The sequence below is a fragment of the Streptomyces synnematoformans genome (assembly GCF_039531005.1).
GTDB lineage: Bacteria > Actinomycetota > Actinomycetes > Streptomycetales > Streptomycetaceae > Streptomyces > Streptomyces synnematoformans.
This window is the reverse complement of record NZ_BAAAPF010000028.1, coordinates 1-22,598: the sequence shown is the minus strand read 5'-3', so window position 1 is coordinate 22,598 and position 22,598 is coordinate 1. Positions and strand designations below refer to the sequence as shown.

Here is a 22,598-nt window from a genome sequence, read left to right as displayed (position 1 = left end):
GGACCATCGGGCACGCGAGGAGTAAAGAGGTCCAGACAACGCGGAAGACCCGGGTCGTTGACCTGGGCCTTCTGTCTGGAGCGGGCGACGGGAATCGAACCCGCGCTCTGAGCTTGGGAAGCTCATGTTCTACCATTAAACTACGCCCGCGCTGAGCGCCCCTCCGGGCGCTTCACCGCTGACACTCTACCGTATGTGCGCCCCCCGCCGAGTCCGTCGGGGGGCGTCTTGGTGTTGTGGTGTGGAGGTGCGGGGTGGGGGCGGGGTTGGGTTTACGGTGGGGGTCTGGGTGTGGGTGGGGGGTGTTGGGGCGGGGTGGTTGGTCCCGTAGTGTGGCTTTTGTTGCGTTACGGGGAAGGAGTCTGATGGAGTCCACCGTCGTCCGATGTGCCGAAGGGCACGTCTTCAGCACCACCTCGCTCCCGATGCAGAACGTCGGCGCCGCCCGGCGGATCGGGTCCGGCGGGCTCGTGCGGTGTCCGCGGTGTGCGCGGCTGCGGAACGTCGTGCCGGTGGGTAAGGGCGAGGAGCGGTAGCGCGCGGGGCAGCCGGTAGGGTCGGGGCGTGCTGCTCTCTGACAAGGACATCCGGACCGAGGTCGACGCCGGGCGGGTACGGATCGAGCCCTTCGACGACACGATGATCCAGCCGTCCAGCGTGGACGTACGCCTCGACCGCTACTTCCGGGTGTTCGAGAACCACCGCTATCCGCACATCGACCCGGCCGTCGAACAGAGCGACCTCACGCGGCTCGTGGAGCCGGAGGGCGACGAGTGCTTCATCCTGCACCCCGGGGAGTTCGTGCTGGCCTCCACGTACGAGGTCATCTCCCTGCCCGACGACATCGCCTCCCGGCTGGAGGGCAAGTCCAGCCTCGGGCGGCTCGGGTTGCTCACGCACTCCACCGCCGGCTTCATCGACCCCGGGTTCAGCGGGCACGTGACGCTGGAGCTGTCCAACGTCGCGACGCTGCCCATGAAGCTCTGGCCGGGCATGAAGATCGGGCAGCTGTGCATGTTCCGGCTGAGTTCGCCCGCCGAGCACTCGTACGGGTCCGCCAAGTACGGCTCCCGCTACCAGGGGCAGCGGGGGCCCACGCCGTCGCGGTCCTACCTCAACTTCCACCGTACGCGCATCTGACGGCCCGCTTCAGAGCGTGCCCAGCTTGACCAGCACCAGCAGCGCGGCCAGCTGGATCGAGCACGCCCCCAGCGCCCGCGGCCACGGCAGGTCGTGCGACTTGCTCACCATCGACGTCAGCAGCGCACCCGCCGCCAGCCAGGTCAGCCACCCCACGCCCTGCGCGAACGCGTCCTCGCCGCCGATGAACATCGCGACCAGCAGCCGCGGCGCGTCCGTGAGCGCCACGATCAGCATCGCCAGCCCCGCCGTCGGGGCCAGCGCGCCCGCGCCGCCCAGCTGGCGGGCGAGGGTGTGCGTGACCGTGCCCATGACGAGGCCGCTGAGCGTGACGGCGACGCCCGTGGCGACGATCCACGGGATGCTCGCGGAGATCGTCGAGTTGAGCACCTCGTCGCGCGCCTCCTCCAGGCCGAAGACGGCGAGCAGGCCGTAGAGGAAGCTGACGGTCAGCGCGGGGCCCCACATGCTGTGGTCCCGCATCTGCCAGAAGGTGCGGTTCGGGTGGCGAACGAGGCCGCGGAGCAGGTCCTTCCAGTGCAGCCGCGGGCCCACGGGCGGGGCCGCCGTCTCACCGGCGCGGTAGACCCGGCCGTCGTCGTACCGGTCGTCGTCGTACCGGCCGTTGTCGTACCGGCCGTTGTCGTACCGGCCGTTGTCGTACGTGCCGTAGGCGTCCGGCGCCGCGCCTATGCCGTACGGCTGGGTGTTGCCGGGGCGGTCGGCGGCGTACGGGTCGTGGCCGCCGTCGTAGTACTCGGGCCCCGGGCCGTGGCTGCCGCGGGGCTGCTGCCACCCGTCCCCGTACGGCTGACCGTGCCCGGGAGGCGGCGGGGGACCGCCGTACTGCGGCGGTGGGCCGCCGTAGGGCGGGCCGCCCTGCGGCGGGCCCTGCGGGCGTCCCTGCTGCCGACCGTCGTGGGACTGGCGTCCCCGGCCCATTCTGAATCCTGCCACGCAATCGAACGTACCCGGTCTTGAGCGCCGAGGTCACCGGTGCCCGGGAATACGGGGGACCTTTGCGGCCGGGACGCCGATTCCCGTAGGGGATCCGCCTTACGGGACGGGGGGATCGGGCCGGCGGGCGGCGGGGCAGCCGGGACCCGGCCGGGGGAGGTCCGGGCCCCGGCCGTCGGTGCGGCGGCCGTACGTTCTCGGCCCCCGGGCCCCGGGTCACTTGAGTCTCGTGTCCTATGACACGCGCGACCCCGCGACGGTTGTACCACCTCGTGCGCCGACACCCCCACGGCCGGTCCCGCATGGGGCGCGGGACCGGCCGCCGTGGGGGGTTGCCCGTGGTGTTTCCCGTTCCGTGCGGCCTCGCCGCGCCGCAGTGCCTGCTGCTTGCTGTACCGCCTGCTTGCTGTGCCGCCTGCTGTCGTACCGGCCTGCTGCCGTGCCGCCCCCGCCGGCCTACCTCGCCGGCTGTGGCTCCGGCTCGCTCTCCGCCGCCCCGGCGTCGTCCGCGGGCGGGTCCTCCGCCGGCTTCTTCACCGAGTCCAGCAACAGCTGCGCCACGTCCACGACGGCCAGCGACTCCTTCGCCGCCCCCGCGTTCTTCTTGCCGTTTACGGAGTCCGTAAGCATCACGAGGCAGAAAGGACACGCGGTGGACAGAATGTCCGGGTTCAGCGACAGCGCCTCGTCCACGCGCTCGTCGTTGATCCGCTTGCCGATGCGCTCCTCCATCCACATGCGGGCGCCGCCGGCGCCGCAGCAGAAGCCGCGCTCCTTGTGCCGGTGCATCTCCTCGTTCCGTACGCCCGGGACCTTGGCGATGATCTCGCGCGGGGGCGTGTAGACCTTGTTGTGCCGGCCCAGGTAGCAGGGGTCGTGGTACGTGATGAGCCCTTCGACCGGCGTCACCGGGGCCAGCCGGCCCTCGTCCACGAGGTGCTGGAGCAGCTGCGTGTGGTGGATGACCTCGTAGTGGCCGCCGAGCTGCGGGTACTCGTTGGCGATGGTGTTGAAGCAGTGCGGGCAGGTGGCGACGATCTTCTTCTTCGCCTTCTCGACCGTCACCCCCTCCTCCTCGTCCTCCCCGAACGCCATGTTGAGCATTGCGACGTTCTCCTCGCCCAGCTGCTGGAAGAGGAACTCGTTGCCCAGGCGCCGCGGCGAGTCGCCGGTGCACTTCTCGTCGCCGCCCATGATCGCGAACTTCACGCCGGCGATGTGCAGCAGCTCCGCGAAGGCCTTGGTGGTCTTCTTCGCCCGGTCCTCCAGCGCGCCCGCGCACCCGACCCAGTACAGGTAGTCGACCTCGGAGAGGTCCTCGACGTCCTTGCCGACGACCGGGATCTCGATGCCCGTGTCCGCCGCCAGCTCCTTCGTCCACTCCAGCCGCTGCTTCTTGGCGAGCCCCCAGGGGTTGCCCTTCTTCTCCAGGTTCTTCAGCATCGTGCCCGCCTCGGACGGGAAGGCGCTTTCGATCATGACCTGGTAGCGGCGCATGTCGACGATGTGGTCGACGTGCTCGATGTCGACCGGGCACTGCTCGACGCACGCGCCGCAGGTGGTGCAGGACCACAGCACGTCCGGGTCGATGACGCCCCCCGCGGCGGAGCCGCTGTCAGATGCAGCCGCCGCGGTGCCGACGAGCGCGCGCTCGGCCTCGGCGAGCGCGTCGGCCGGCACGTCCGCGAGCTGCTCCGCGGTCGCCTTCTCCGCGCCCTCGGCCGTCTTGCCGCCGCCGGCGAGGAGGTACGGGGCCTTGGCGGCGGCGTGCTCGCGCAGCGCCATGACGAGCAGCTTGGGCGACAGCGGCTTGCCGGTGTTCCAGGCCGGGCACTGCGACTGGCAGCGGCCGCACTCCGTGCAGGTGGAGAAGTCGAGGATGCCCTTCCAGGAGAAGTGCTCGACCTGGCTCACGCCGAAGACCGGCTCCTCGCCGTCCTCGTCGTCGAAGACCGTCTCGAAGTCGATCGGCTTGCCGTCGGAGACCATCGGCTGGAGCGCGCCCAGGGCGACCGCGCCGTCGGCGTTGCGCTTGAACCAGATGTTGGGGAAGGCGAGGAAGCGGTGCCAGGCCACGCCCATCGTGGTGTTGAGGCCGAGGACGATTGCCCAGATGAAGGAGGTCGAGATCTTGATCATCGCGACGAGGTAGACGAGGTTCTGGACGGTGCCGGTGCCCATCCCGTCGACCGCGGCGGTCACCGGGTACGACACGAAGTAGGCGGCCTCGTAGCCCTCGACGTGGTGCAGCGCACCCTCCAGCCCGCGCAGCACCAGGATGCAGAGGCCGATGACGAGGATGACGTACTCGACGAAGTACGCCTGCCACATCGTCGAGCCGGTGAAGCGCGACTTGCGGCCGGCCCGCGACGGCAGGCTCAGCAGCCGGATCGCGATGAGCGTGGCGACGCCGAGCGTGGTCATCAGCGCGATGAACTCCACGAACAGCTCGTACGGGAGCCAGTCGCCGATCACCGGCAGCAGCCAGTCGGCCTGGAACAGCTGCCCGAAAGCGTTGACGAGCGTCAGCACCAGGGTGAGGAAGCCGATGGCGACGAACCAGTGTGCGATGCCGATGACGCCCCAGCGGTTCATCCGGGTATGGCCGAGGAACTCCTTGGCCAGGGTGACGCTGCGCGCGACGGGGTCGTCCGTGCGGCTGCCGGCGGGGACGGGCCCGCCGAGCTGGACGAAGTTGACGATCTGCCCGATGGCGCGGGAGAAGAGCGCGACGCCGACCGCGGTGATCACCAGCGATACGACGATGGCGGCGAGCTGCATGGAGGGCTCCTCGGCCTGTCTGCTCCGGGTTTCTGCTGCTGTGTGCGTGCTGCTGTGTGGGTGCTGCCTGATGCGTGCTGTCTGATGCTGCGTTCTGCTGCGTTCTGCTGCGTTCTGCTGCGTTCTGCTGTGTGCTGCCGTGTGCTGCGGTACGTGCTGCTGATTCGCTTACCCAGCCACTACTAAGCGGTAACTTACCGCCCTTCCGCCCGAGCGTACCCGGGTGTCCCGGCCCTCTGAAGCCGCCCGGCCGGTGATGTGCGTCGCGCCTCCGGCGGCGCCGCGACCCCCGGTCCGCCGCCCGAAAACCCGTTCCCACCTGGAGTGACGCACAAAACTTGAGTCGGCCCGACTCAGCTGAATTGCGCCTGGACCTCTCGGCATGGCACTCTTGAGCCTGACCAGCTCAAGGCAGAGCATCTGTGATCCGGAGGATAGACAACATGGCACGTGCGGTCGGCATCGACCTGGGCACGACGAACTCTGTCGTCAGTGTTCTCGAGGGCGGTGAGCCCAGCGTCATCACCAACGCCGAGGGCGCCAGGACCACGCCGTCCGTCGTCGCCTTCGCCAAGAACGGCGAGGTGCTCGTCGGCGAGGTGGCGAAGCGCCAGGCGGTCACCAACGTCGAGCGGACCATCCGGTCGGTCAAGCGCCACATGGGCACCGACTGGAAGCAGCCGATCGACGACAAGGAGTTCACGCCCCAGCAGATCTCCGCGTTCATCCTGCAGAAGCTGAAGCGGGACGCGGAGGCGTACCTGGGCGAGAAGGTGACCGACGCGGTCATCACCGTCCCGGCGTACTTCAACGACGCCGAGCGCCAGGCGACCAAGGAGTCCGGCGAGATCGCGGGCCTGAACGTCCTGCGCATCGTCAACGAGCCCACCGCCGCGGCCCTCGCCTACGGCATGGAGAAGGAAGACCAGACCATCCTGGTCTTCGACCTCGGCGGCGGCACCTTCGACGTCTCGCTGCTGGAGATCGGCGAGGGCGTCGTGGAGGTCCGCGCCACCAACGGTGACAACCACCTCGGCGGTGACGACTGGGACCAGCGCGTCGTCGACTACCTCGTCAAGCAGTTCCAGAACGGCCACGGCGTCGACCTGGCCAAGGACAAGATGGCGCTGCAGCGCCTCCGCGAGGCCGCGGAGAAGGCGAAGATCGAGCTGTCCTCGTCCACCGAGACGACGATCAACCTGCCGTACATCACCGCGTCCGCCGAGGGCCCGCTGCACCTGGACGAGAAGCTGACCCGGGCGCAGTTCCAGCAGCTCACGCAGGACCTGCTGGAGCGCTGCAAGACCCCGTTCCACAACGTCATCAAGGACGCCCGCATCGAGCTGTCCGAGATCGACCACGTCGTCCTCGTCGGCGGCTCGACCCGTATGCCGGCCGTCGCCGAGCTGGTCAAGGAGCTGACCAACGGCAAGGAGGCCAACAAGGGCGTCAACCCGGACGAGGTCGTCGCCGTCGGCGCCGCCCTGCAGGCCGGTGTGCTCAAGGGCGAGGTCAAGGACGTCCTGCTGCTCGACGTCACCCCGCTGTCCCTCGGCATCGAGACCAAGGGCGGCATCATGACCAAGCTCATCGAGCGCAACACCACGATCCCGACGAAGCGCTCGGAGACCTTCACCACGGCCGAGGACAACCAGCCGTCGGTGCAGATCCAGGTCTTCCAGGGCGAGCGCGAGATCGCGGCGTACAACAAGAAGCTCGGCATGTTCGAGCTGACCGGTCTGCCGCCGGCCCCGCGGAACGTGCCGCAGATCGAGGTCACGTTCGACATCGACGCCAACGGCATCATGCACGTCGCCGCGAAGGACCTCGGCACGGGCAAGGAGCAGAAGATGACCGTCACCGGCGGCTCCGCGCTGCCGAAGGACGACATCGAGCGCATGATGCGCGACGCCGAGCAGTACGCCGAGGAGGACCACAAGCGCCGCGAGGCGGCCGAGACCCGCAACCAGGCGGAGCAGGTCGTCTACACCACCGAGAAGTTCCTCCAGGACAACGAGGACAAGGTGCCCGGCGACGTGAAGTCCGAGGTGGAGAGCGCCGTCGGCGACCTCAAGGAAGCCCTCAAGGGCGACGACACCGCGGCGATCCGCGAGGCGACCGAGAAGGCCGCCGCCACCAGCCAGAAGCTCGGCCAGGCCCTCTACGCCGACGCCCAGGCGTCCGGCGCCGCCGCCCCCGGCGGCGAGGGTGCGCAGCAGGCCCAGGGCGACGCCCCCGGCGCCGCCGCCGGTGCCGACGACGACGTCGTCGACGCCGAGATCGTGGACGACGACAAGCCGAAGGATGGTGCCGCGTGACGGAGGAGACCCCGGGCTTCGAGGAGAAGCCCGACGTCCCCACCGACGCAGAGACAGCGGAGGCGCAGCCGCCCGGCGCCCGGCGCACCGACGGAGCCGGTTCGGACGCCGCCGGTAACGGGAACGGGGACGCGAACAGCCCGCTTTCGGGTCGTCTGGACGAGACCCGCAAGGCGCTCGACGAGCGGACGAGGGACCTGCAGCGGCTGCAGGCGGAGTACCAGAACTACCGCCGGCGGGTGGAGCGGGACCGGGTCGCGGTCAAGGAGATCGCGGTCGCCAACCTGCTCACCGAGCTGCTGCCGGTGCTCGACGACATCGGCCGGGCCCGGGACCACGAGGAGCTGGTCGGCGGGTTCAAGTCGGTCGCCGAGTCGCTGGAGACCGTCGTGGCCAAGATGGGCCTCATGCAGTTCGGCAAGGAGGGCGAGCCCTTCGACCCGCTGATCCACGAGGCGCTGATGCACAGCTACTCGCCGGATGTGACCGAGACGACGTGCGTGCAGATTCTGCAGCCTGGGTATCGGATCGGCGAGCGTACGATCCGCCCCGCGCGGGTCGCGGTGGCGGAGCCGCAGCCGGGTGCGTCGGCGTCGGGTCCGGGTGCGGCGCCGCAGGGCACGGAGGACGAGAGGCCGGAGCAGGCCGACGCGGACGACGGCGGGACGGCGTCCGCCGGCGCCGGGGACGCCGGCGGCCCGGACGGCTCCGGTTCCGCGCGGCCGGGCGGGTCCGCCGACGCCGCCGGGGGAGAGACGGACAGCGGTGGCCCGGACGAGGGGTGACGCCGTAGCAGCCGCCGAGGGACGAGAGGAGGGACGCCGGGAGTGAGTACGAAGGACTTCATCGAGAAGGACTACTACAAGGTTCTCGGCGTCCCGAAGGACGCCACCGAGGCCGAGATCAAGAAGGCGTACCGCAAGCTCGCCCGGCAGTACCACCCGGACGCCAACAAGGGCGACGCGGCGGCCGAGGAGCGCTTCAAGGAGGTCTCCGAGGCCAACGACGTACTCGGCGACCCCAAGCGGCGCAAGGAGTACGACGAGGCGCGCACCCTCTTCGGCAACGGCGGCTTCCGGCCCGGTCCGGGCGCCGGCGGCGGCTCGTTCAACTTCGACCTCGGCGACCTCTTCGGCGGCTCGGGTCCCGGCCCCGGCGGCGCCGGCGGCCAGACGACCACCGGCGGCTTCGGCGGCGGCCTCGGCGACGTCTTCGGCGGGCTGTTCAACCGCGGCGGGCGTACGCAGCCGCGCCGCGGCCAGGACATCGAGTCGGAGGTCACGCTCAGCTTCACGGAGGCCATCGAGGGCGCCACGGTGCCGCTGCGGATGTCGTCGTCGGCGCCCTGCAAGACGTGCGCCGGCACGGGCGACAAGAACGGCTCCCCGCGGGTCTGCCCGACCTGCGTGGGCACCGGTCAGGTTTCCCGCGGCGGCGGTGGCGGCTTCTCGCTGACCGACCCGTGCGTGGACTGCAAGGGCCGCGGGCTCATCGCCCAGGACCCCTGCGACGTCTGCAAGGGCAGCGGCCGCGCCAAGTCGTCCCGTACGATGCAGGTCCGCATCCCCGCGGGGGTGCAGGACGGGCAGCGGATACGGCTGCGCGGCAAGGGCGGCCCGGGCGAGCGCGGCGGACCCGGCGGCGACCTGTACGTCGTCGTCCACGTCGACGGCCACCCGGTCTTCGGCCGCAAGGGCGACAACCTGCTGGTGACGGTCCCCGTCACCTTCCCGGAGGCGGCCCTCGGCGCGGAGATCAAGGTGCCCACGCTCGGCGGCCCGCCGGTCACCCTGAAGCTGCCGCCGGGCACCCCCAACGGACGTACGATGCGCGCCCGCGGCAAGGGCGCCGTCCGCAAGGACGGCACGCGCGGGGATCTGCTCGTCACCGTCGAGGTGGCGGTGCCGAAGGAGACGGACGGAACGGCGCGCGAGTCGCTGGAGTCGTACCGGAAGGCGACCGTGGGTGAGGACCCGCGCGCGGAGCTGTTCAAGGCCGCGAAGGGAGCTTGACGACGATGGACGGCAGAAACGGCGGACGCGGCGGCGCGGGCGGCCGCAACCCGTACGAGCTGACCGAGGAGACGCCGGTCTACGTCATCTCCGTGGCCGCCGAACTCTCGGGCCTGCACCCGCAGACCCTCCGCCAGTACGACCGCCTCGGCCTGGTCTCCCCGGACCGCACGGCCGGGCGCGGCCGGCGGTACTCGGCCCGGGACATCGCGCTGCTGCGGCAGGTGCAGGCGCTCAGCCAGGACGAGGGCGTCAACCTGGCCGGGATCAAGCGGATCATCGAGCTGGAGACGCAGGTCGCGGCGCTGCAGGCGAAGGTGGCGGAGCTGACGGACGCGCTGGACGGCGCGGCGTCGGCGATGGCGCAGCGGGAGGCGCAGGTGCACGCGTCGTACCGGCGGGATCTCGTGCCGTACCAGCAGGTGCAGCAGACGAGTGCGCTGGTGGTGTGGAAGCCGAAGAACAAGCGGAGCTGAGCTTTCGGCTCAGTCGGTGAGGTACGTGACCTCCACGTGGGGCGGGAGCCCCACGTGGAGGTTTCTCATGTGCGGCTGCAGGGAGACCTCGTGCAGGGAGCCGAGTCCGGCGAGCGGCGAGAGATCCCTGAAGCCGTCGAGAGGCAGGTCGAGTACGAGGTGGTCGAGCTGCGGGAAGAGGCGGGGGAACCGGCTCAGGTCGAGCGTGGAGCCGGGCGGCCGGTCGTCGACCACGCCGAGGAACGTGACGCCCGGCAGGGCGGCGTCGGCGGGTGCGACCCCCAGCAGGTCCGGCCGGCACCGCAGCCCCTTGAGCTGGCGGAGCGCGGCCAGGGCCGGCCAGTCGTCCGCGGAGCGCTCGTGCCGCCAGCCGAGATAGAGGTACATGAGGTTGGCGTGTCTGGCCAGGGGCCGCAGGTCGGAGGTGTGGCCGGTCAGCAGGTTGAGCGTTGTCAGCTCCGGAAGCTCCGGCAGCGCGGCGAGGTCCAGCGGGCGCCGGCGAAACGGCGAGAGGGACAGGTGCCGCAGCCGCGGGAGGGAGGCGAGCAGTTCGGGAACGCCGTCGGCCAGCCCCGGCACCCTGTCGAGGATCAGAGTGCGCAGCGGCAGTCCGGCCAGCGCCGAGGCGTTGCTGAGGCCGTCGCACTCGGTGAGCCGCAGATAGCGCAGCTCGTGCTGCTCGCGTAGGAAGTCCAGATCCGTGAGCCCCGGCTGACCACGGATGATCAGTTCGGTGAGAGGGCTCACGGAGAGTTCTTCGCGCAGGCATGAGGGCTCCAGCGGGCCGCGTACCTCGACCATCGGCCGGGAGCCCAGGCGTCGCAGGGCACGTAGCTCGGCGTCGGACGTGACGGTGAAGAACAGCAGGTCTGGGTCGAGCCGGGCGATGACCTCGTCCGCGTACTGCGCCGTGTCGAAGCGGTGCCACGCCCAGGCGAGCTGCCGGCGTACGGCCAGGGAGGGGTGGGAGGCGTAGCGGGCGAGGAAGGCGACGGCGCGGTCGGATTCCACGTACGACGCGGCGACCGTGGTCTTCTGCGCGATCTCGTCCGGGACGTCCTCCGGGCCGGGCAGCAGGTCCAGCACCAGCGGCCCGGCCGCGCCCAGCGCCCGTGCCTCCAGCGTCGTCGTCGGCGGGATCAGCGCCGCCGTCTCCCGCTCCACCGCCTCCCGTACCGCCGGGGCCAGCTCCGCCGCGTGGTCCAGGCAGGCGGTCGCCAGCAGCCGGATGCGTACCCCCTCGACGCCCTCCCGCGCCCGCGCCGCCGCCAGCAGCTCCCGCAGGATCTCCTCGCGCTCCCGCGGGCGGGCCTGCGCGACCGCCATGCGGATGACGTCCTCCCACTGGTCGTCCGCGGCGTGCGCGGCCAGCACGCCGACGTCGCCCTCCTCCACGGCGGCGCGGGCGCCCAGGTAGTCCTGGAAGGTGCGGTGCACGAAGTCGACGGCGCCGGGGCCGGGTTCGCGGAGGAGGCCGCTGCGGTCGCGGAAGTGCTCCAGCACGGCGCCCGCGTCGCCGAGCGCGGCGACCTCGGGGACGGCCGGGAGCGCGGCGGCGACGATGCTTTCGGCGCGGGCGCGGTCCAGTTCGGTGCGGCCGTTGCGGATCAGCCAGTACGCGAGGCGCTGGAGCACCTGCAGCTGGGGTTCCTCGCGCAGGTCGGGGACGGCCATGTCGCGCTCGCGGTCGCGGCGGGTGAGCAGCATCGACAGGGCGGCCTCGTACAGCTCCTTGCGCCCGCGCGGGAGGTGGCCGCGGCGGGCGCGGTTGAGCGCGCACATCAGGCCGCACATGAGCGGGTTGGTGGCGAGCCGGCCGAGGTCGGAGGTGTGCCGTACGGCGGCGGTGAGCTGCTGCTCGTACGCGGTGAGCTGCGCGTCGTCCGCGGCCGGGGCGCCGGTGCGCCCGGCGGTGCGCACGGCGGCGTGCCAGCGGGCGATGAAGCCGGCGAGGTCGGCGGGGCGCATGGGGGCGAGGGTCAGCTCGGTGAAGCCGTCGGCCGCGAGCCAGTTCTCGCCGACCGCGGAGGGGCGGGAGGTGACGAGCCAGCGGTTGCCGGGGAAGGCGTCGACGAGGTCGGAGAGCCAGCGGCGGGCGCGGTCGCGCTCGGCGCGCGGGACCTCGTCGATGCCGTCCACGAGGAGTAGCCCGCGGCCCGCGGCGAGCACCCGGTGCTCCCAGCCGTCGGGCTGGGCGCCGGCGAGGGGGCTGCCGGTGGCGGCGAGGAAGTCGCGGGGGGCGGGCAGGCGCTCGCCGTGCCGGGTGAGGGTGCGCAGCGGGAGGACGAAGGGGACGCGGCCGGCGAGGTAGTCCATGCCGTGTTCGGCCGCGGTGCCGGCACGGGTGGCGGAGAGGGCGAGCCACTGCACGAGGGTGGTCTTGCCGGAGCCGGCGGCGCCGCGCAGGAGGACGCGCTCGTGGGTGGCGAGGGCCTGGTCGGCGGGGATGGCGGGCTCGGGGAGGAGGGCGGCGTCGGCGGGGTCGTAGCCGGCGTCGTACGGGTCGGGGGCGGTCGGCGCGGCGCCGGGGCGGTGTTCCGGACGGTGCTCGGGGGCGGCCTCCAGCCGCAGGTACGCCACGTCCAGCGGCCACTCTGCGGGCGAGTCGGCGAGGTCGGCGCCGTAGATGGTGAGCTTGCCGTGCTTCTTCGCCGTGTACGTGAAGTAGTCGCGCTCGAAGGCCGCGTCGCGGGCGGCGGGGAGGGGCGTACGGGCGATGAGGGCGTCGAGGCGGGCGATCTGCTCCGCCTGGCGGCGGGACTGCTCCACGAGGGTGCGCGCGACGAAGGTGGAGCGCTGGCTGAAGAAGTGGAGGATGTGCAGGCAGGCGGTGTCGAGGAGGGCGTCGTGGAAGTAGGCGGCGTCCGCGGACAGTTCGCGCGCGGGGGCGCCGCCGCTGCGCGTGGCGGTCTGCCGCAGCCGGCGGGCGAGCGCCTCGGGGCCGAGCTGGACGGCCTGGACGTCGTCCAGGTCGAGGTCGCCGAGGGCGGCGAGGCTGCGGGCGAGCGCGTCCGCGACGGCGCCGGCCTCGCCGTCCCCGACGGCCGCCTCGCGCCCGCCCCGCACGCCGTTCCCGTCCCGCCCGCCGCCGGGGAGGGCGCGCCGTACGAGGGTCTCCGCGAGCTTCCGCAGCTCCCCCTCCCCCAACTCCCGCCGCTCACCCCGGAACGACACCAGCGCCGCCATCCGTACCGGCCGCCCCACCAGCCCGGCCCCGGGCCCGTCGCTGCGGAACAGCCGCCGCACCAGGGGCGCGACGACGGTGGAGGTGAGCCTGACGCCGACGGCCGTGGGTTCCATGCGGCCGACCATATAGCGGGTGGCAAGGGGTCACGTGCTGTGTTCGGCGAAGGGTCGTTTCATACGGGAATGTACACCCTCATCATCCTGAATTTCAGGAAGATGATGCTGGTTTCAGGTGGAGTTGATACGGACGGTGAGCCAATGTTCTGTTTACGGACGGGGGAGAGGATGCCGAACGTAGTCACGTACGGCCCAGTTGGTCCGGGAGTTCATAGAGTGAAGTCTCACGGTTCGGGCACGACGGCGCGAGAAGCTCCACCGGTCGGTCTCGCGCTGCTCTCCGATCGGGAACGGGAGGTGCTGCTGCTGCTCGCCGACGGCCCGACCAACCGCCGGCTCGCATCGCAGCTGGGGGTGGCGGAGAGAACGGTACGCGCACATCTGACGAACATCTGCCGCAAGCTGAACGTGGAGTCACGCGTGCAGGCCGCGCTGGTCGGGGACCGCAACCGGCGGGCGCTGCTGCGGGACGTGGCGGGCGCGGACGACGTTGCCGTAAGAGGCAATAGCCGGTGCCCGATGGTTCATGAATGATGAGGGCGAGTGCCCTCCGGGGCCCGCGGGCGCGAACTGCCAACGCAGCCCGCGGCCCCCTGCGGCACCCCTCGGGCGGAGCGCTGGTGTGTTCGCTTCCCGGCCTCACACACACCAGCGACTCCGTTCCGCCGCCCGCCACCCGCCGCCGCCCCGCCCTCGGCCGCGACCGGCGGCCGTCAGCCGCCGTCGACGATGCCGGAGCGGGCGAGCAGGAAGCCGAGCTGGGTGCGGCTGTCGCTGCCCAGGGCCGCGGAGAGCTTGGCGATGTGGGCGCGGCAGGTGCGGATGTTCATGCCGAGGCGGCGCGCGATGGCCTCGTCGAGGTGGCCTTCGACAAGGAGCTGCGCGATCTTCTGCTGGACGCCGGTGATGCCCGGCGGAGTGTCCTGGTAGGGAACCGGGCGCTCCCATGGGACGGCGATCTGCCAGAACCGTTCGAAGACGCTGACCAGATACCACACCAGACCGGGGTGCCGGATCTCCAGTGCCGTCTCGCGGTCGGGTTGCGCGGGTACGAATGCGACGGCCCGATCGATGATGAGGAGCCTCTCGGCGGTCTCGTCCATGGTGCGCACTTCCAGGCCGGTGTCCTTGAGGCCGTCCAGATACGCGAGCGTGGCGGGATGGTGCCGGTAGGTGTGGTTGTACAGGGTCCGCTGCGTGACACCACGTTCGTGTAGCTCCCGGACCCTTTGTGCGGTCGCGCGAATCTTCTCGGCGGTCCGGTTGGGCCGGCCGCTCGCGGGCTGGATCGCGAGGAACTCCTCGGTGGCGTCGTCGAGGGCACGCAGCAGCGCGGCCTCGATCTCGTCCTTCCCCTTCCAGACCGTGAGCAAGGGCGAGGCTGTCTCCCCTGCGGCGAACGTGGTGAGTTGCTCGACGGTGCCCGCCAGTGCGGCGGTGAACCGCCGGTACTCGGACAGTTCCCGCTCCAGCGGACGAATGAGGTTGGCAACCGCCTCGGACGGCGGAGCGGGGCGGAGCCGGTGCGGGGCGACGGGGTCGTGACGCAGGAGGCCGGTGTTTGTCAGGCACGGTGCGAGACCGGTGGCCTCGCGGGAGAGCTGGCCGGTGCGTAACGCGGAGGTGTAGAGCCTTCTGCCCATGTCGCAGAGGGCGGTTTCGGGGTGGGGGTGCTCCATGCTGCCGGATCTCCTTGAGTGTGCTGGAGCGGTGGGCGGATGGCGGCTATGAGCCGGGCGGGGGGTGCGCCGTCCGTCACGATTCGTCGAGCAGGCCCGAACGCGAGATGAGGTAGCCGAGTTGGGTGCGGCTGTCGCTGCCGAGCGCCGTGCTGAGCTTGGCGATGTGGGCGCGGCAGGTGCGGACGTTCATGCCGAGGCGGCGGGCGATGGCCTCGTCGAGGTGGCCCTCCACGAGGAGGCGGGCGATGCTGCGCTGGACGCTCGTGATGCCTTCCGGGGCGTCGTGGTCGGGGAGTCGGTGCTCCCAGGGGACACCGAGTTCCCAGAACCGCTCGAAGACGGCGAGCAGGAACCAGACCAGGCCCGGGTGGCGTATCTCCATGGCCGTCTCGCGGTCGGGTTGCGCGGGGATGAAGGCGACCTGTCGGTCGATGATGAGGAGCCGTTCGGAGGTCTCCTCCAGCGTGCGCACCTCCAGCCCGGTGCCGCTCAGTTCGTCCAGGTAGGCGAGCATCGCAGGGTGGTGCCGGTAGGTGTGGTTGTACAGGGTCCGCTGTAAGACGCCGCGTTCGCTCATCTGCCGTACGCGCCTGGTACTCGTGCGCATCATCGCCGGGGTCCAGTTGGTCCGGCCACCGGCTGGCTGGATGGCGAGGAACTCCTGCGCGCAGTCCTCCACCGCCCGCGCGAGCGCTGCGTCGATCCGGTCTTTCCCCTGCCAGACGGTGAACGCGGTCGCGGTCGGGTCGTCCGGGCCGACGGTCGTCAGCTGCTCGACAGTGTCGGCGATAGTTGCGGCGAAGAGCCGGTACTCGCCGAGTTCCCGCTCCAGGGGTTCGACGAGCTCGGCGAGTGCCTGGGTAGGGGGCGCCGGCACCAGCCACGGGGTGTCGCCGGGCTCGGGACGTAAGAGGTTCAGGTCGAGGAGGCAGGGCGCGGTTGCCGTCGCCTCCTGTGAGATCCGGCCGGAGCGCAGGGCCGAAGCGTAGAGCTTCCTGCCGGGGGCGCAGAGACCGGTGCTGTGGTGGGGGTGGGCCATATGTGCTCTCAGGTCTCCTCAAGGATGCCGGAGCGGGCGATGAGGTAGCCGAGCTGGGCGCGGCTGTTACTGCCCAGCGTGGCGGCGAGCCCGGCGATGTGGGCGCGGCAGGTGCGGACGTTCATGCCGAGGCGGCGGGCGATGTTCTGATCGAGGTGGCCCTCGACGAGGAGACGGGCGATGCTTCGCTGCACCCCGGTGATGCCCTCGTGGCCGGCCTCTGTATAGGCCGCCTCCTCCAAGGGGGTGGCCAACTGCCAGAACTGCTCGAAGACGCCCACCAGGTAGGTCACGAGCCCGGGGTGGCGGAGTTCCAGCGCGACCTGGCGGTCCGCCTGGGCCGGGATGAAAGCCACCTCGCGGTCGACGATGATCAGCCGTTCGATGATCTCCTCAAGGGTTCTGACCTCCACTCGTTGCGGGCCCACGAACCGCAGGTACGCGAGGGTCATCGGGGCGTCCCGGGCGGCGTGCTGGTAGAGGGTGCGCATGCGGACTCCGCGCTCGACCAGGGGGCGGACGCGCCGTAGGGCCTCGCCCAGGGCGCGCGCGCCACGGCCGGTGGCTTCGGGCTGGACGGTGAGGAGTTCCTTCGAGCACTCGCCGACCGCCAGGTCCAGTACGGCGTTGATCGTGCCGAGGCCCTCCAGGACCGTCATCGGGGAGTGACTGGTGGCAACCTCGGTGCTGATCTCGATGAACTTGCCGAATACCTCGGCGAGTTCAGCCGAGTGCCGCTGCCGTTCCCGGATGTCCCGTTCGTAGGGGAGCAGGAGCTGCTTCATGGCGTCGGATGCGGCGGCCGGTACCAGCCACCGTGGCTCGTCGGGGTCCGGGAGCAGGAGTTCCATGTCGACGAGGCAGGGTGCCCCCTGCGCGTCGGCGGCGGCGATGCGGCCGTCGCGCACGGCGGCGGCGTAGAGTTCGCGAGCCGGAGGGCAGGGCTCCGCAAGGCTGTGCGGATGCGGGTGCCTTGCGGGCATTACGTGGCCTCCAGGACTCGCGGGTGACGTCAGGACCGGTCGAGGATGCGGGAGCGCGCGATGAGGTAGCCGAGCTGCGCTCGTCCGTTGCTGCCCAGGGCGGTGGCGAGCTTGGCGATGTGGGCGCGGCAGGTGCGGACGTTCATGCCGAGCCGATCGGCGATGACCTCGTCCACGTGCCCCTCGATGAGCAGCTTGGCGATGCTGCGCTGGACTCCGGTGATCCCGTCGGGCTCCGGCTGCTCGTAGTGCACCTCCTCGTCGAGCGGCGTGGCGTGCTCCCAGAGGTGGTGGAAGACGCCGACGAAGTACTCGACGAGGCCTGGGTGGCGTATCTCCAGGGCTGTGTGCCGGTTCAGCTTCACCGGTAGGTCCCGGTGGGCGGGGACGAAGGCGACCTTGCGGTCAATGATGATCAGCCGGTCGATGAGTTCCTCGAGCGTGCGCAGCTCCATGAGGACCGTGTTGACCCGCTCCTGATAGGCGAGCAGACCGTAGTTGTGCCTGGCGGTGTGCTGGTAGAGGCTGCGGACGTGCACTCCACGGTTCACCAGTGGGCGCACACGGTCCACCGCCTTGTCCAGCAGCTCAGGCGCGCGAGTCCCGCCCGGCTGCACCGTCAACAGCTCCTTTGTGCACTCCGCCGTGGCTCTGCCGACGATCGCGTCGATGTTGCTCACCCCCTTGAGCTCGGTGATCGCCTGGCTGACGGTCGTTCGTTCCTCGCTGATGGACAGGAAGGGTTCGAAAGCGTTCGCCAGCGCGAGGGTCTGGTTCCTGCGTTCCTGGATCTCCCGCTCGATGGGGTGCTCAAGCCGTGCCAGCGCCGCCGCAGGAGGTACGGGACGGAGCCAGCGGGAGTCGTCGGGATCCGGGAGGAGAAGCATGAGGTCGATCAGACACGGTGCGGCTTGAGCCTCTGACCGGGAGAGGCGCCCGGCCCGCAGCGCGCGAGCGTAGAGCTCTGTGCTCGCGTCACACAGGTCGATGTATCCGTGAGGATGCTCTGGTTCGCCGCGTTTTATCCCCATTTATCCGTCCCACAGGAAGATGTGATTCAGGAACATGATGCAGTGCAGAGGTGGTGCACCGCCGTTGCGTGCGGCACCTTCTTGAGTGGGAAGCGAAATAGAGGGAGGCCGGGACTCCCCCATGGCAAAGAAGTTGGCTCGGTGGGCGGTTGCGTTCGCGGCTGCCGTCGCAGTTGTCGTCGTCTCGGGTCCATCTGGGGCCGGGGCCGATGCCGACGCAGGTGCGAGCAGCGCATCCGACACGCGGGTGCCGGTGGCGGCCCAGCAGGATCCGACGTGGAGCTAGAGCCAGACCGGAACATTGACAACCTCAGATAGCGAAGGACATCACAGACACAGGTATCACGATGACTCCAGACCACCGCCGAAAGACGGAGAACCATTGGCACTCCGTCGATCTCGCTACGGCGGTGCCCCGTCCCGGCGACAGGATGGCGGTAGCCCTTCTGGGCGAGCCAATCACCATCCTGCGCGACGGAAGCGGGGTCGTCCAGGCCTTCCGCCGGAGGTCCGGGCGTTATGTACGCTGCGTGGTGCGCTGCGGCGTGATCTTCGTCAATCTTGGCGAAGAGGATCACGTCTCCGTAGCGGCCGAGGGCGTACCGGATAGCGAGAGCATCACCCCCCACTGTGCCTGACCGGGCGGTATCCCCCGTGTCCAGATCGCCCGAGGGCACACCAGCGGTGCCATCGCGGACGCAACCCCGCGATGGCACCGCTTTTGCGTGTCCGGACGCGCATGCTAGGGGTCGGTGACCGGCGCCCGGTGGCCTTGCCGGCGCCCGGTGGAGGTTGAGTGGAGTAGACTCAACTTAGCTTACGTCGCCTCAGGCACGCCGAGCGTGGGCCGAGGCGCCGAGGCGCATCCGATACCGGCACCCCGGCAAGGAGGGGCACACAGCAGTGGACGCGGAGCTGACCAACAAGAGCCAGGAAGCGATCGCCGGCGCCAACAGCCGCGCGGTGTCCGGCGGGCACCCGGACATCACCCCCGTGCACCTGCTGCTCGCGCTGCTGGAAGTGGAGGACAACGAGAACCTCCAGGATCTGCTCGCCGCCGTCGACGCCGACCAGGCCGCCGTGCGGTCCGGGGCGGAGGCGCTGCTCGGCGGACTGCCCAGCGTGCAGGGGGCCACCGTGTCGCCGCCGCAGGCCGACCGGGAGCTGCTGGCCGTCGTCGCCGACGCCGCCGCGCGGGCGAAGAAGCTGGACGACCAGTACGTGTCGACCGAGCACCTGCTCATCGGGGTGGCCGCCGAGGGCGGGCCGGCCAAGGAGCTGCTGAAGAAGCAGGGGGTGACCGCCAAGGGGCTCGTGCAGGCGTTCGAGAAGATCCGCGGGGACCGGCGCGTCACCACCAAGAACCCCGAGAGCACGTACCAGGCGCTCGGCAAGTTCGGCACCGACCTCACCGCTGCCGCGCGCGACGGCAAGCTGGACCCCGTCATCGGGCGGGACCAGGAGATCCGGCGCGTCGTGCAGGTCCTCTCCCGGCGTACGAAGAACAACCCCGTGCTCATCGGTGAGCCCGGCGTCGGCAAGACCGCCGTCGTGGAGGGGCTTGCGCAGCGGATCGTGAAGGGCGACGTACCGGAGAGCCTGAAGAACAAGCGGCTCGTCGCGCTCGACCTGGGCGCCATGGTGGCCGGGGCGAAGTACCGGGGCGAGTTCGAGGAGCGGCTGAAGACCGTGCTCGCCGAGATCCGGGAGAGCGAAGGCCAGGTCATCACGTTCATCGACGAGCTGCACACCGTGGTCGGCGCCGGCGCGGGCGGCGAGTCCGCGATGGACGCCGGCAACATGCTCAAGCCCATGCTCGCCCGCGGCGAGCTGCGCATGGTGGGCGCCACCACCCTCGACGAGTACCGCGAGCGGATCGAGAAGGACGCCGCGCTGGAGCGCCGCTTCCAGCAGGTGCTGGTGGCCGAGCCCACCGTCGAGGACACCATCGCCATCCTCCGCGGCCTCAAGGGGCGCTACGAGGCGCACCACAAGGTCGTCATCGCCGACTCCGCGCTCGTCGGCGCCGCCACCCTCTCCGACCGGTACATCACCTCGCGCTTCCTCCCCGACAAGGCCATCGACCTCGTCGACGAGGCCGCCTCCCGGCTCCGTATGGAGATCGACTCTTCTCCTACGGAGATCGACGAGCTGCAGCGTGCGGTCGACCGCCTCCGTATGGAGGAGCTGGCGCTGAAGAACGAGTCCGACATCGCCTCCCGCGAGCGGCTGGAGCGGCTGCAGCGCGACCTCGCGGACAAGGAGGAGGAACTGCGCGGCCTCACCGCCCGCTGGGAGAAGGAGAAGCAGGGGCTCAACCGGGTCGGCGAGCTGAAGGAGCGGCTGGACGAGCTGCGCGGCACCGCCGAGCGCGCGCAGCGCGACGGCGACTTCGACACCGCCTCCAAGCTCCTCTACGGCGAACTGCCCGCCCTGGAGCGCGAGCTGGAGGAGGCGTCCGCCGTCGAGGAGGAGGTCAAGCGGGACACGATGGTCAAGGAGGAGGTCGGCTCCGACGACATCGCCGACGTCATCTCCTCCTGGACCGGCATCCCCGCCGGCCGGCTGCTGGAGGGCGAGACGCAGAAGCTGCTGCGGATGGAGGAGGAGCTGGGCCGGCGCCTCGTCGGCCAGGACGAGGCCGTACGGGCCGTCTCCGACGCCGTACGCCGCACCCGCGCCGGCATCGCCGACCCCAACCGGCCGACGGGCTCGTTCCTCTTCCTCGGCCCCACGGGCGTCGGCAAGACCGAGCTGGCCAAGGCGCTGGCCGACTTCCTCTTCGACGACGAGCGGGCCATGGTCCGCATCGACATGAGCGAGTACGGCGAGAAGCACTCCGTCTCCCGCCTGGTCGGCGCGCCGCCGGGCTACGTCGGGTACGAGGAGGGCGGCCAGCTCACCGAGGCCGTCCGGCGGCGCCCGTACTCGGTGATCCTGCTGGACGAGATGGAGAAGGCGCACAGCGAGGTCTTCGACATCCTGCTGCAGGTGCTCGACGACGGCCGGCTGACGGACGGCCAGGGCCGCACCGTCGACTTCCGCAACACCATCCTCATCCTCACCTCCAACCTCGGCTCCACCTTCCTCGTCGACCCGATGATCAAGGATGAGCAGAAGCGGGAGGGGGTGCTGGAGACGGTGCGGAAGGTCTTCCGGCCCGAGTTCCTCAACCGGCTCGACGACCTCGTCGTCTTCAACGCCCTCGGCGGCGACCAGCTCCGGCGCATCGCCGGCCTCCAGGTCGCCCATCTGCAGGAGCGGCTCGCCGAGCGCCGGCTCACGCTGCAGGTCAGCGACGCGGCGCTGGACTGGCTCGCGCGCCTCGGCGTACCGGAGGACGAGGCGGAGCCCGACCTCAGCTACGGGGCGCGGCCGCTGCGGCGGCTGGTGCAGACGGCGATCGGCGACCAGCTGGCGAGGGAGATCCTGGCGGGCGAGGTGCGGGACGGGGACACGGTGCGGGTGGACGTCTTCGCCGACCACCTGCTCGTCGGCCCCGCGCTGTAGGCGGGTGGGCGGCGGCGTCGGCGGCGCGGCGGTCGGGGCCGGGGGCCGGGCGGTTGCCGCTACGGCGGCGGGGGGTGTTCCGCCGTCGTAGCGGGTTGTCCACAGGGTGTCGTTGCCGGGTTGCGGGCACGGCCCCCCGGTGGGGGAGGATGGGCGGGAACCGTTCGAAGGGAACCCCACGTGAGCATCGACCCGTCCTCGATTCCGAATTTCGGGGGCAAGCAGCCCGAATCCCGCGGCAGCGGTGGCCCGCAGGGGCCCATCGTGCCGGACCAGGACCTGGTCAAGCAGCTCCTGGACCAGATGGAGCTGAAGTACGTCGTCGACGAGGAGGGGGACCTCGCGGCGCCGTGGGAGCAGTTCCGCACGTACTTCATGTTCCGCGGCGAGGCAGAGCAGCAGCTCTACTCCGTCCGGACCTTCTACGACCGGCAGCACGAGCTGGACGCCAAGCCGCAGCTGCTGGAGGCCATCGACGACTGGAACCGCCGCACGCTGTGGCCGAAGGTCTACACGCACACGCACGACGACGGCTCCGTCCGGCTGATCGGCGAGGCGCAGATGCTGATCGGCACGGGCGTGGCGCTGGAACACTTCGTGTCGAGCACCGTCAGCTGGGTGCGGGCTTCGATCGAGTTCGACAAGTGGCTCGTGGAGACGCTCGGGCTGCAGCAGGAGGTGGACCTCGAAAAGCCGGATGACGCCGGTGGCGACGCGGGCGGCGCGGACGACGACGGGCCGAAGCCGGCCTGAGGGCAGGACGGCGCGTGCCGCGGTCCCGAGGCGCCGGTCGCCGGCGGGGCGGCCGGTCGGCGTCGGCCGGGGCGCGGGCGTCCGGGCGCGGGGCCGGTCAGGTCCGCCCGGTGGGCCGGTCAGCCGTCCGTCAGTGCTGCGCACAGCGCCTTGTACGCCTCCGTGCCCGGTGTGACCGGCGCGTAGTGGCCGGTGCCGGGCAGCTCCCGCAGCTGCGCCCCCACGGCGCGGGCGTAGCGGCGGGACAGCTCCGACGGTACGTCGGCGTCGGCCTCGCCGTCGACCAGCAGCACCGGCGCGGTGGGGGCCGGCATCCGCATCGGGTCGGTCTCGTCGAGCCGCTCGGCCCCGTGTTCGGCGCCGCCGAGGAGTCCGGCGACGGCGTCGTCGCTCAGGTCCAGCTCGTGGGCCCGGGCCAGGTCCGCGACGGTGGCGACGCCGACGACGCGGGAGACGGCGGTGGGGCACCGCGAGGCGGCCCAGAGCGCGAGGTGGCCGCCCGCGGAGTGCCCGGCGAGCACCACGGGCCCGGCGCCGAGCATCGCGGCGACCGCCGGCGGCAGGTGGTCGAACGTCGCGGGGAACCCGGCCCCGCCGTCGCCCGCCGCGCCCG

17 protein-coding genes and 1 tRNA gene are annotated in these 22,598 nt (G+C 71.0%); 9 read left to right on the top strand and 9 right to left on the bottom strand.

What is annotated here, in order from left to right; all coding sequences use genetic code 11:
• Positions 1 to 76: 76 nt before the first annotated feature.
• A tRNA-Gly gene (locus ABD317_RS07945) sits at positions 77 to 150 on the bottom strand.
• Positions 151 to 365: 215 nt separating this feature from the next.
• On the opposite strand from ABD317_RS07945, the gene ABD317_RS07940 reads away from it, so the two are divergent.
• Together ABD317_RS07940 and dcd are read left to right on the top strand one after the other, a co-directional pair.
• Positions 366 to 536, top strand: coding sequence for a hypothetical protein (locus ABD317_RS07940; RefSeq protein WP_199789025.1), 171 nt, complete (start codon positions 366 to 368; stop codon positions 534 to 536).
• A 28-nt stretch (positions 537 to 564) separates the two neighbouring features.
• Entirely contained in the window at positions 565 to 1,140 is a 576-nt protein-coding gene (gene dcd, locus ABD317_RS07935) for a dCTP deaminase (protein ID WP_344289071.1), read from the top strand.
• Positions 1,141 to 1,149: 9 nt separating this feature from the next.
• Here dcd and ABD317_RS07930 read toward each other — a convergent pair whose 3' ends face one another.
• Positions 1,150 to 2,082, bottom strand: coding sequence for a Yip1 family protein (locus ABD317_RS07930; RefSeq protein WP_344289092.1), 933 nt, complete (start codon positions 2,080 to 2,082; stop codon positions 1,150 to 1,152).
• A 471-nt stretch (positions 2,083 to 2,553) separates the two neighbouring features.
• Entirely contained in the window at positions 2,554 to 4,878 is a 2,325-nt protein-coding gene (locus ABD317_RS07925; protein ID WP_344289070.1) for a heterodisulfide reductase-related iron-sulfur binding cluster, read from the bottom strand.
• Positions 4,879 to 5,321: 443 nt separating this feature from the next.
• Between ABD317_RS07925 and dnaK the strand changes: the two genes are divergently transcribed.
• Genes dnaK through ABD317_RS07905 form a run of 4 tightly spaced genes read left to right on the top strand, consistent with a single transcriptional unit; the run spans position 5,322 to position 9,684 of the window.
• Positions 5,322 to 7,196, top strand: coding sequence for a molecular chaperone DnaK (gene dnaK / locus ABD317_RS07920; RefSeq protein ID WP_027755096.1), 1,875 nt, complete (start codon positions 5,322 to 5,324; stop codon positions 7,194 to 7,196).
• A complete protein-coding gene (grpE, locus tag ABD317_RS07915) occupies positions 7,193 to 7,981 on the top strand; it encodes a nucleotide exchange factor GrpE (protein ID WP_425582308.1) in 789 nt (262 codons plus the stop codon). The genes dnaK and grpE overlap by 4 nt, the downstream gene beginning before the upstream one ends.
• A gap of 42 nt (positions 7,982 to 8,023) precedes the next feature.
• The gene (gene dnaJ, locus ABD317_RS07910) at positions 8,024 to 9,208 is read left to right on the top strand and encodes a molecular chaperone DnaJ (protein WP_027755098.1); all 1,185 of its coding nucleotides are present in this window, start codon (positions 8,024 to 8,026) and stop codon (positions 9,206 to 9,208) included.
• A gap of 5 nt (positions 9,209 to 9,213) precedes the next feature.
• Entirely contained in the window at positions 9,214 to 9,684 is a 471-nt protein-coding gene (locus ABD317_RS07905; protein ID WP_344289069.1) for a heat shock protein transcriptional repressor HspR, read from the top strand.
• A gap of 9 nt (positions 9,685 to 9,693) precedes the next feature.
• Here the strand turns inward: ABD317_RS07905 and ABD317_RS07900 are convergent, their stop codons facing one another.
• Positions 9,694 to 12,984 (bottom strand): NACHT domain-containing protein, encoded by a 3,291-nt coding sequence (locus ABD317_RS07900; RefSeq protein WP_344289068.1) that lies wholly within the window; start codon positions 12,982 to 12,984, stop codon positions 9,694 to 9,696.
• A 69-nt stretch (positions 12,985 to 13,053) separates the two neighbouring features.
• On the opposite strand from ABD317_RS07900, the gene ABD317_RS07895 reads away from it, so the two are divergent.
• Positions 13,054 to 13,521: a helix-turn-helix domain-containing protein gene (locus ABD317_RS07895; protein WP_344289067.1), complete on the top strand. Its 468-nt coding sequence runs from the start codon at positions 13,054 to 13,056 to the stop codon at positions 13,519 to 13,521.
• Between the two features lie 179 nt (positions 13,522 to 13,700).
• Here the strand turns inward: ABD317_RS07895 and ABD317_RS07890 are convergent, their stop codons facing one another.
• The 4 genes from ABD317_RS07890 to ABD317_RS07875 form a co-directional block, all read right to left on the bottom strand.
• On the bottom strand, positions 13,701 to 14,666 hold the full coding sequence (locus tag ABD317_RS07890; protein ID WP_344289066.1) for a helix-turn-helix transcriptional regulator: 966 nt from the start codon (positions 14,664 to 14,666) through the stop codon (positions 13,701 to 13,703).
• A 76-nt stretch (positions 14,667 to 14,742) separates the two neighbouring features.
• Positions 14,743 to 15,708 carry a helix-turn-helix transcriptional regulator gene (locus ABD317_RS07885; protein ID WP_344289065.1) on the bottom strand — a complete coding sequence of 322 codons (966 nt, stop codon included), beginning with the start codon at positions 15,706 to 15,708 and terminating at the stop codon, positions 14,743 to 14,745.
• Positions 15,709 to 15,716: 8 nt separating this feature from the next.
• Positions 15,717 to 16,691, bottom strand: coding sequence for a helix-turn-helix transcriptional regulator (locus tag ABD317_RS07880; protein WP_344289064.1), 975 nt, complete (start codon positions 16,689 to 16,691; stop codon positions 15,717 to 15,719).
• 29 nt (positions 16,692 to 16,720) lie between these two features.
• Positions 16,721 to 17,722, bottom strand: a complete 1,002-nt coding sequence (locus ABD317_RS07875) for a hypothetical protein (RefSeq protein WP_425582306.1) — start codon at positions 17,720 to 17,722, stop codon at positions 16,721 to 16,723.
• Positions 17,723 to 18,625: 903 nt separating this feature from the next.
• Here ABD317_RS07875 and clpB point away from each other — a divergent pair.
• Together clpB and ABD317_RS07865 are read left to right on the top strand one after the other, a co-directional pair.
• The gene (gene clpB, locus ABD317_RS07870) at positions 18,626 to 21,232 is read left to right on the top strand and encodes an ATP-dependent chaperone ClpB (protein WP_344289062.1); all 2,607 of its coding nucleotides are present in this window, start codon (positions 18,626 to 18,628) and stop codon (positions 21,230 to 21,232) included.
• 180 nt (positions 21,233 to 21,412) lie between these two features.
• Entirely contained in the window at positions 21,413 to 21,985 is a 573-nt protein-coding gene (locus tag ABD317_RS07865; protein ID WP_344289061.1) for a type III secretion system chaperone family protein, read from the top strand.
• 119 nt (positions 21,986 to 22,104) lie between these two features.
• Here ABD317_RS07865 and ABD317_RS07860 read toward each other — a convergent pair.
• Positions 22,105 to 22,598, bottom strand: a 494-nt coding sequence (locus ABD317_RS07860; RefSeq protein ID WP_344289060.1) for an alpha/beta fold hydrolase, incomplete at its 5' end; no start/stop codon positions are given.

Bases quoted from the DNA above. Each gene is read 5' to 3' on its own strand.
- ABD317_RS07925 (WP_344289070.1), bottom strand. From the start codon at position 4,878: ATGCAGCTCGCCGCCATCGTCGTATCGCTGGTGATCACCGCGGTCGGC.
- ABD317_RS07890 (WP_344289066.1), bottom strand. From the start codon at position 14,666: ATGGAGCACCCCCACCCCGAAACCGCCCTCTGCGACATGGGCAGAAGG.
- ABD317_RS07930 (WP_344289092.1), bottom strand. From the start codon at position 2,082: ATGGGCCGGGGACGCCAGTCCCACGACGGTCGGCAGCAGGGACGCCCG.
- ABD317_RS07905 (WP_344289069.1), top strand. From the start codon at position 9,214: ATGGACGGCAGAAACGGCGGACGCGGCGGCGCGGGCGGCCGCAACCCG.
- ABD317_RS07880 (WP_344289064.1), bottom strand. From the start codon at position 16,691: ATGCCCGCAAGGCACCCGCATCCGCACAGCCTTGCGGAGCCCTGCCCT.
- ABD317_RS07895 (WP_344289067.1), top strand. From the start codon at position 13,054: ATGTACACCCTCATCATCCTGAATTTCAGGAAGATGATGCTGGTTTCA.
- ABD317_RS07900 (WP_344289068.1), bottom strand. From the start codon at position 12,984: ATGGAACCCACGGCCGTCGGCGTCAGGCTCACCTCCACCGTCGTCGCG.
- ABD317_RS07875 (WP_425582306.1), bottom strand. From the start codon at position 17,722: ATGGGGATAAAACGCGGCGAACCAGAGCATCCTCACGGATACATCGAC.
- ABD317_RS07940 (WP_199789025.1), top strand. From the start codon at position 366: ATGGAGTCCACCGTCGTCCGATGTGCCGAAGGGCACGTCTTCAGCACC.
- dnaK (WP_027755096.1), top strand. From the start codon at position 5,322: ATGGCACGTGCGGTCGGCATCGACCTGGGCACGACGAACTCTGTCGTC.
- ABD317_RS07885 (WP_344289065.1), bottom strand. From the start codon at position 15,708: ATGGCCCACCCCCACCACAGCACCGGTCTCTGCGCCCCCGGCAGGAAG.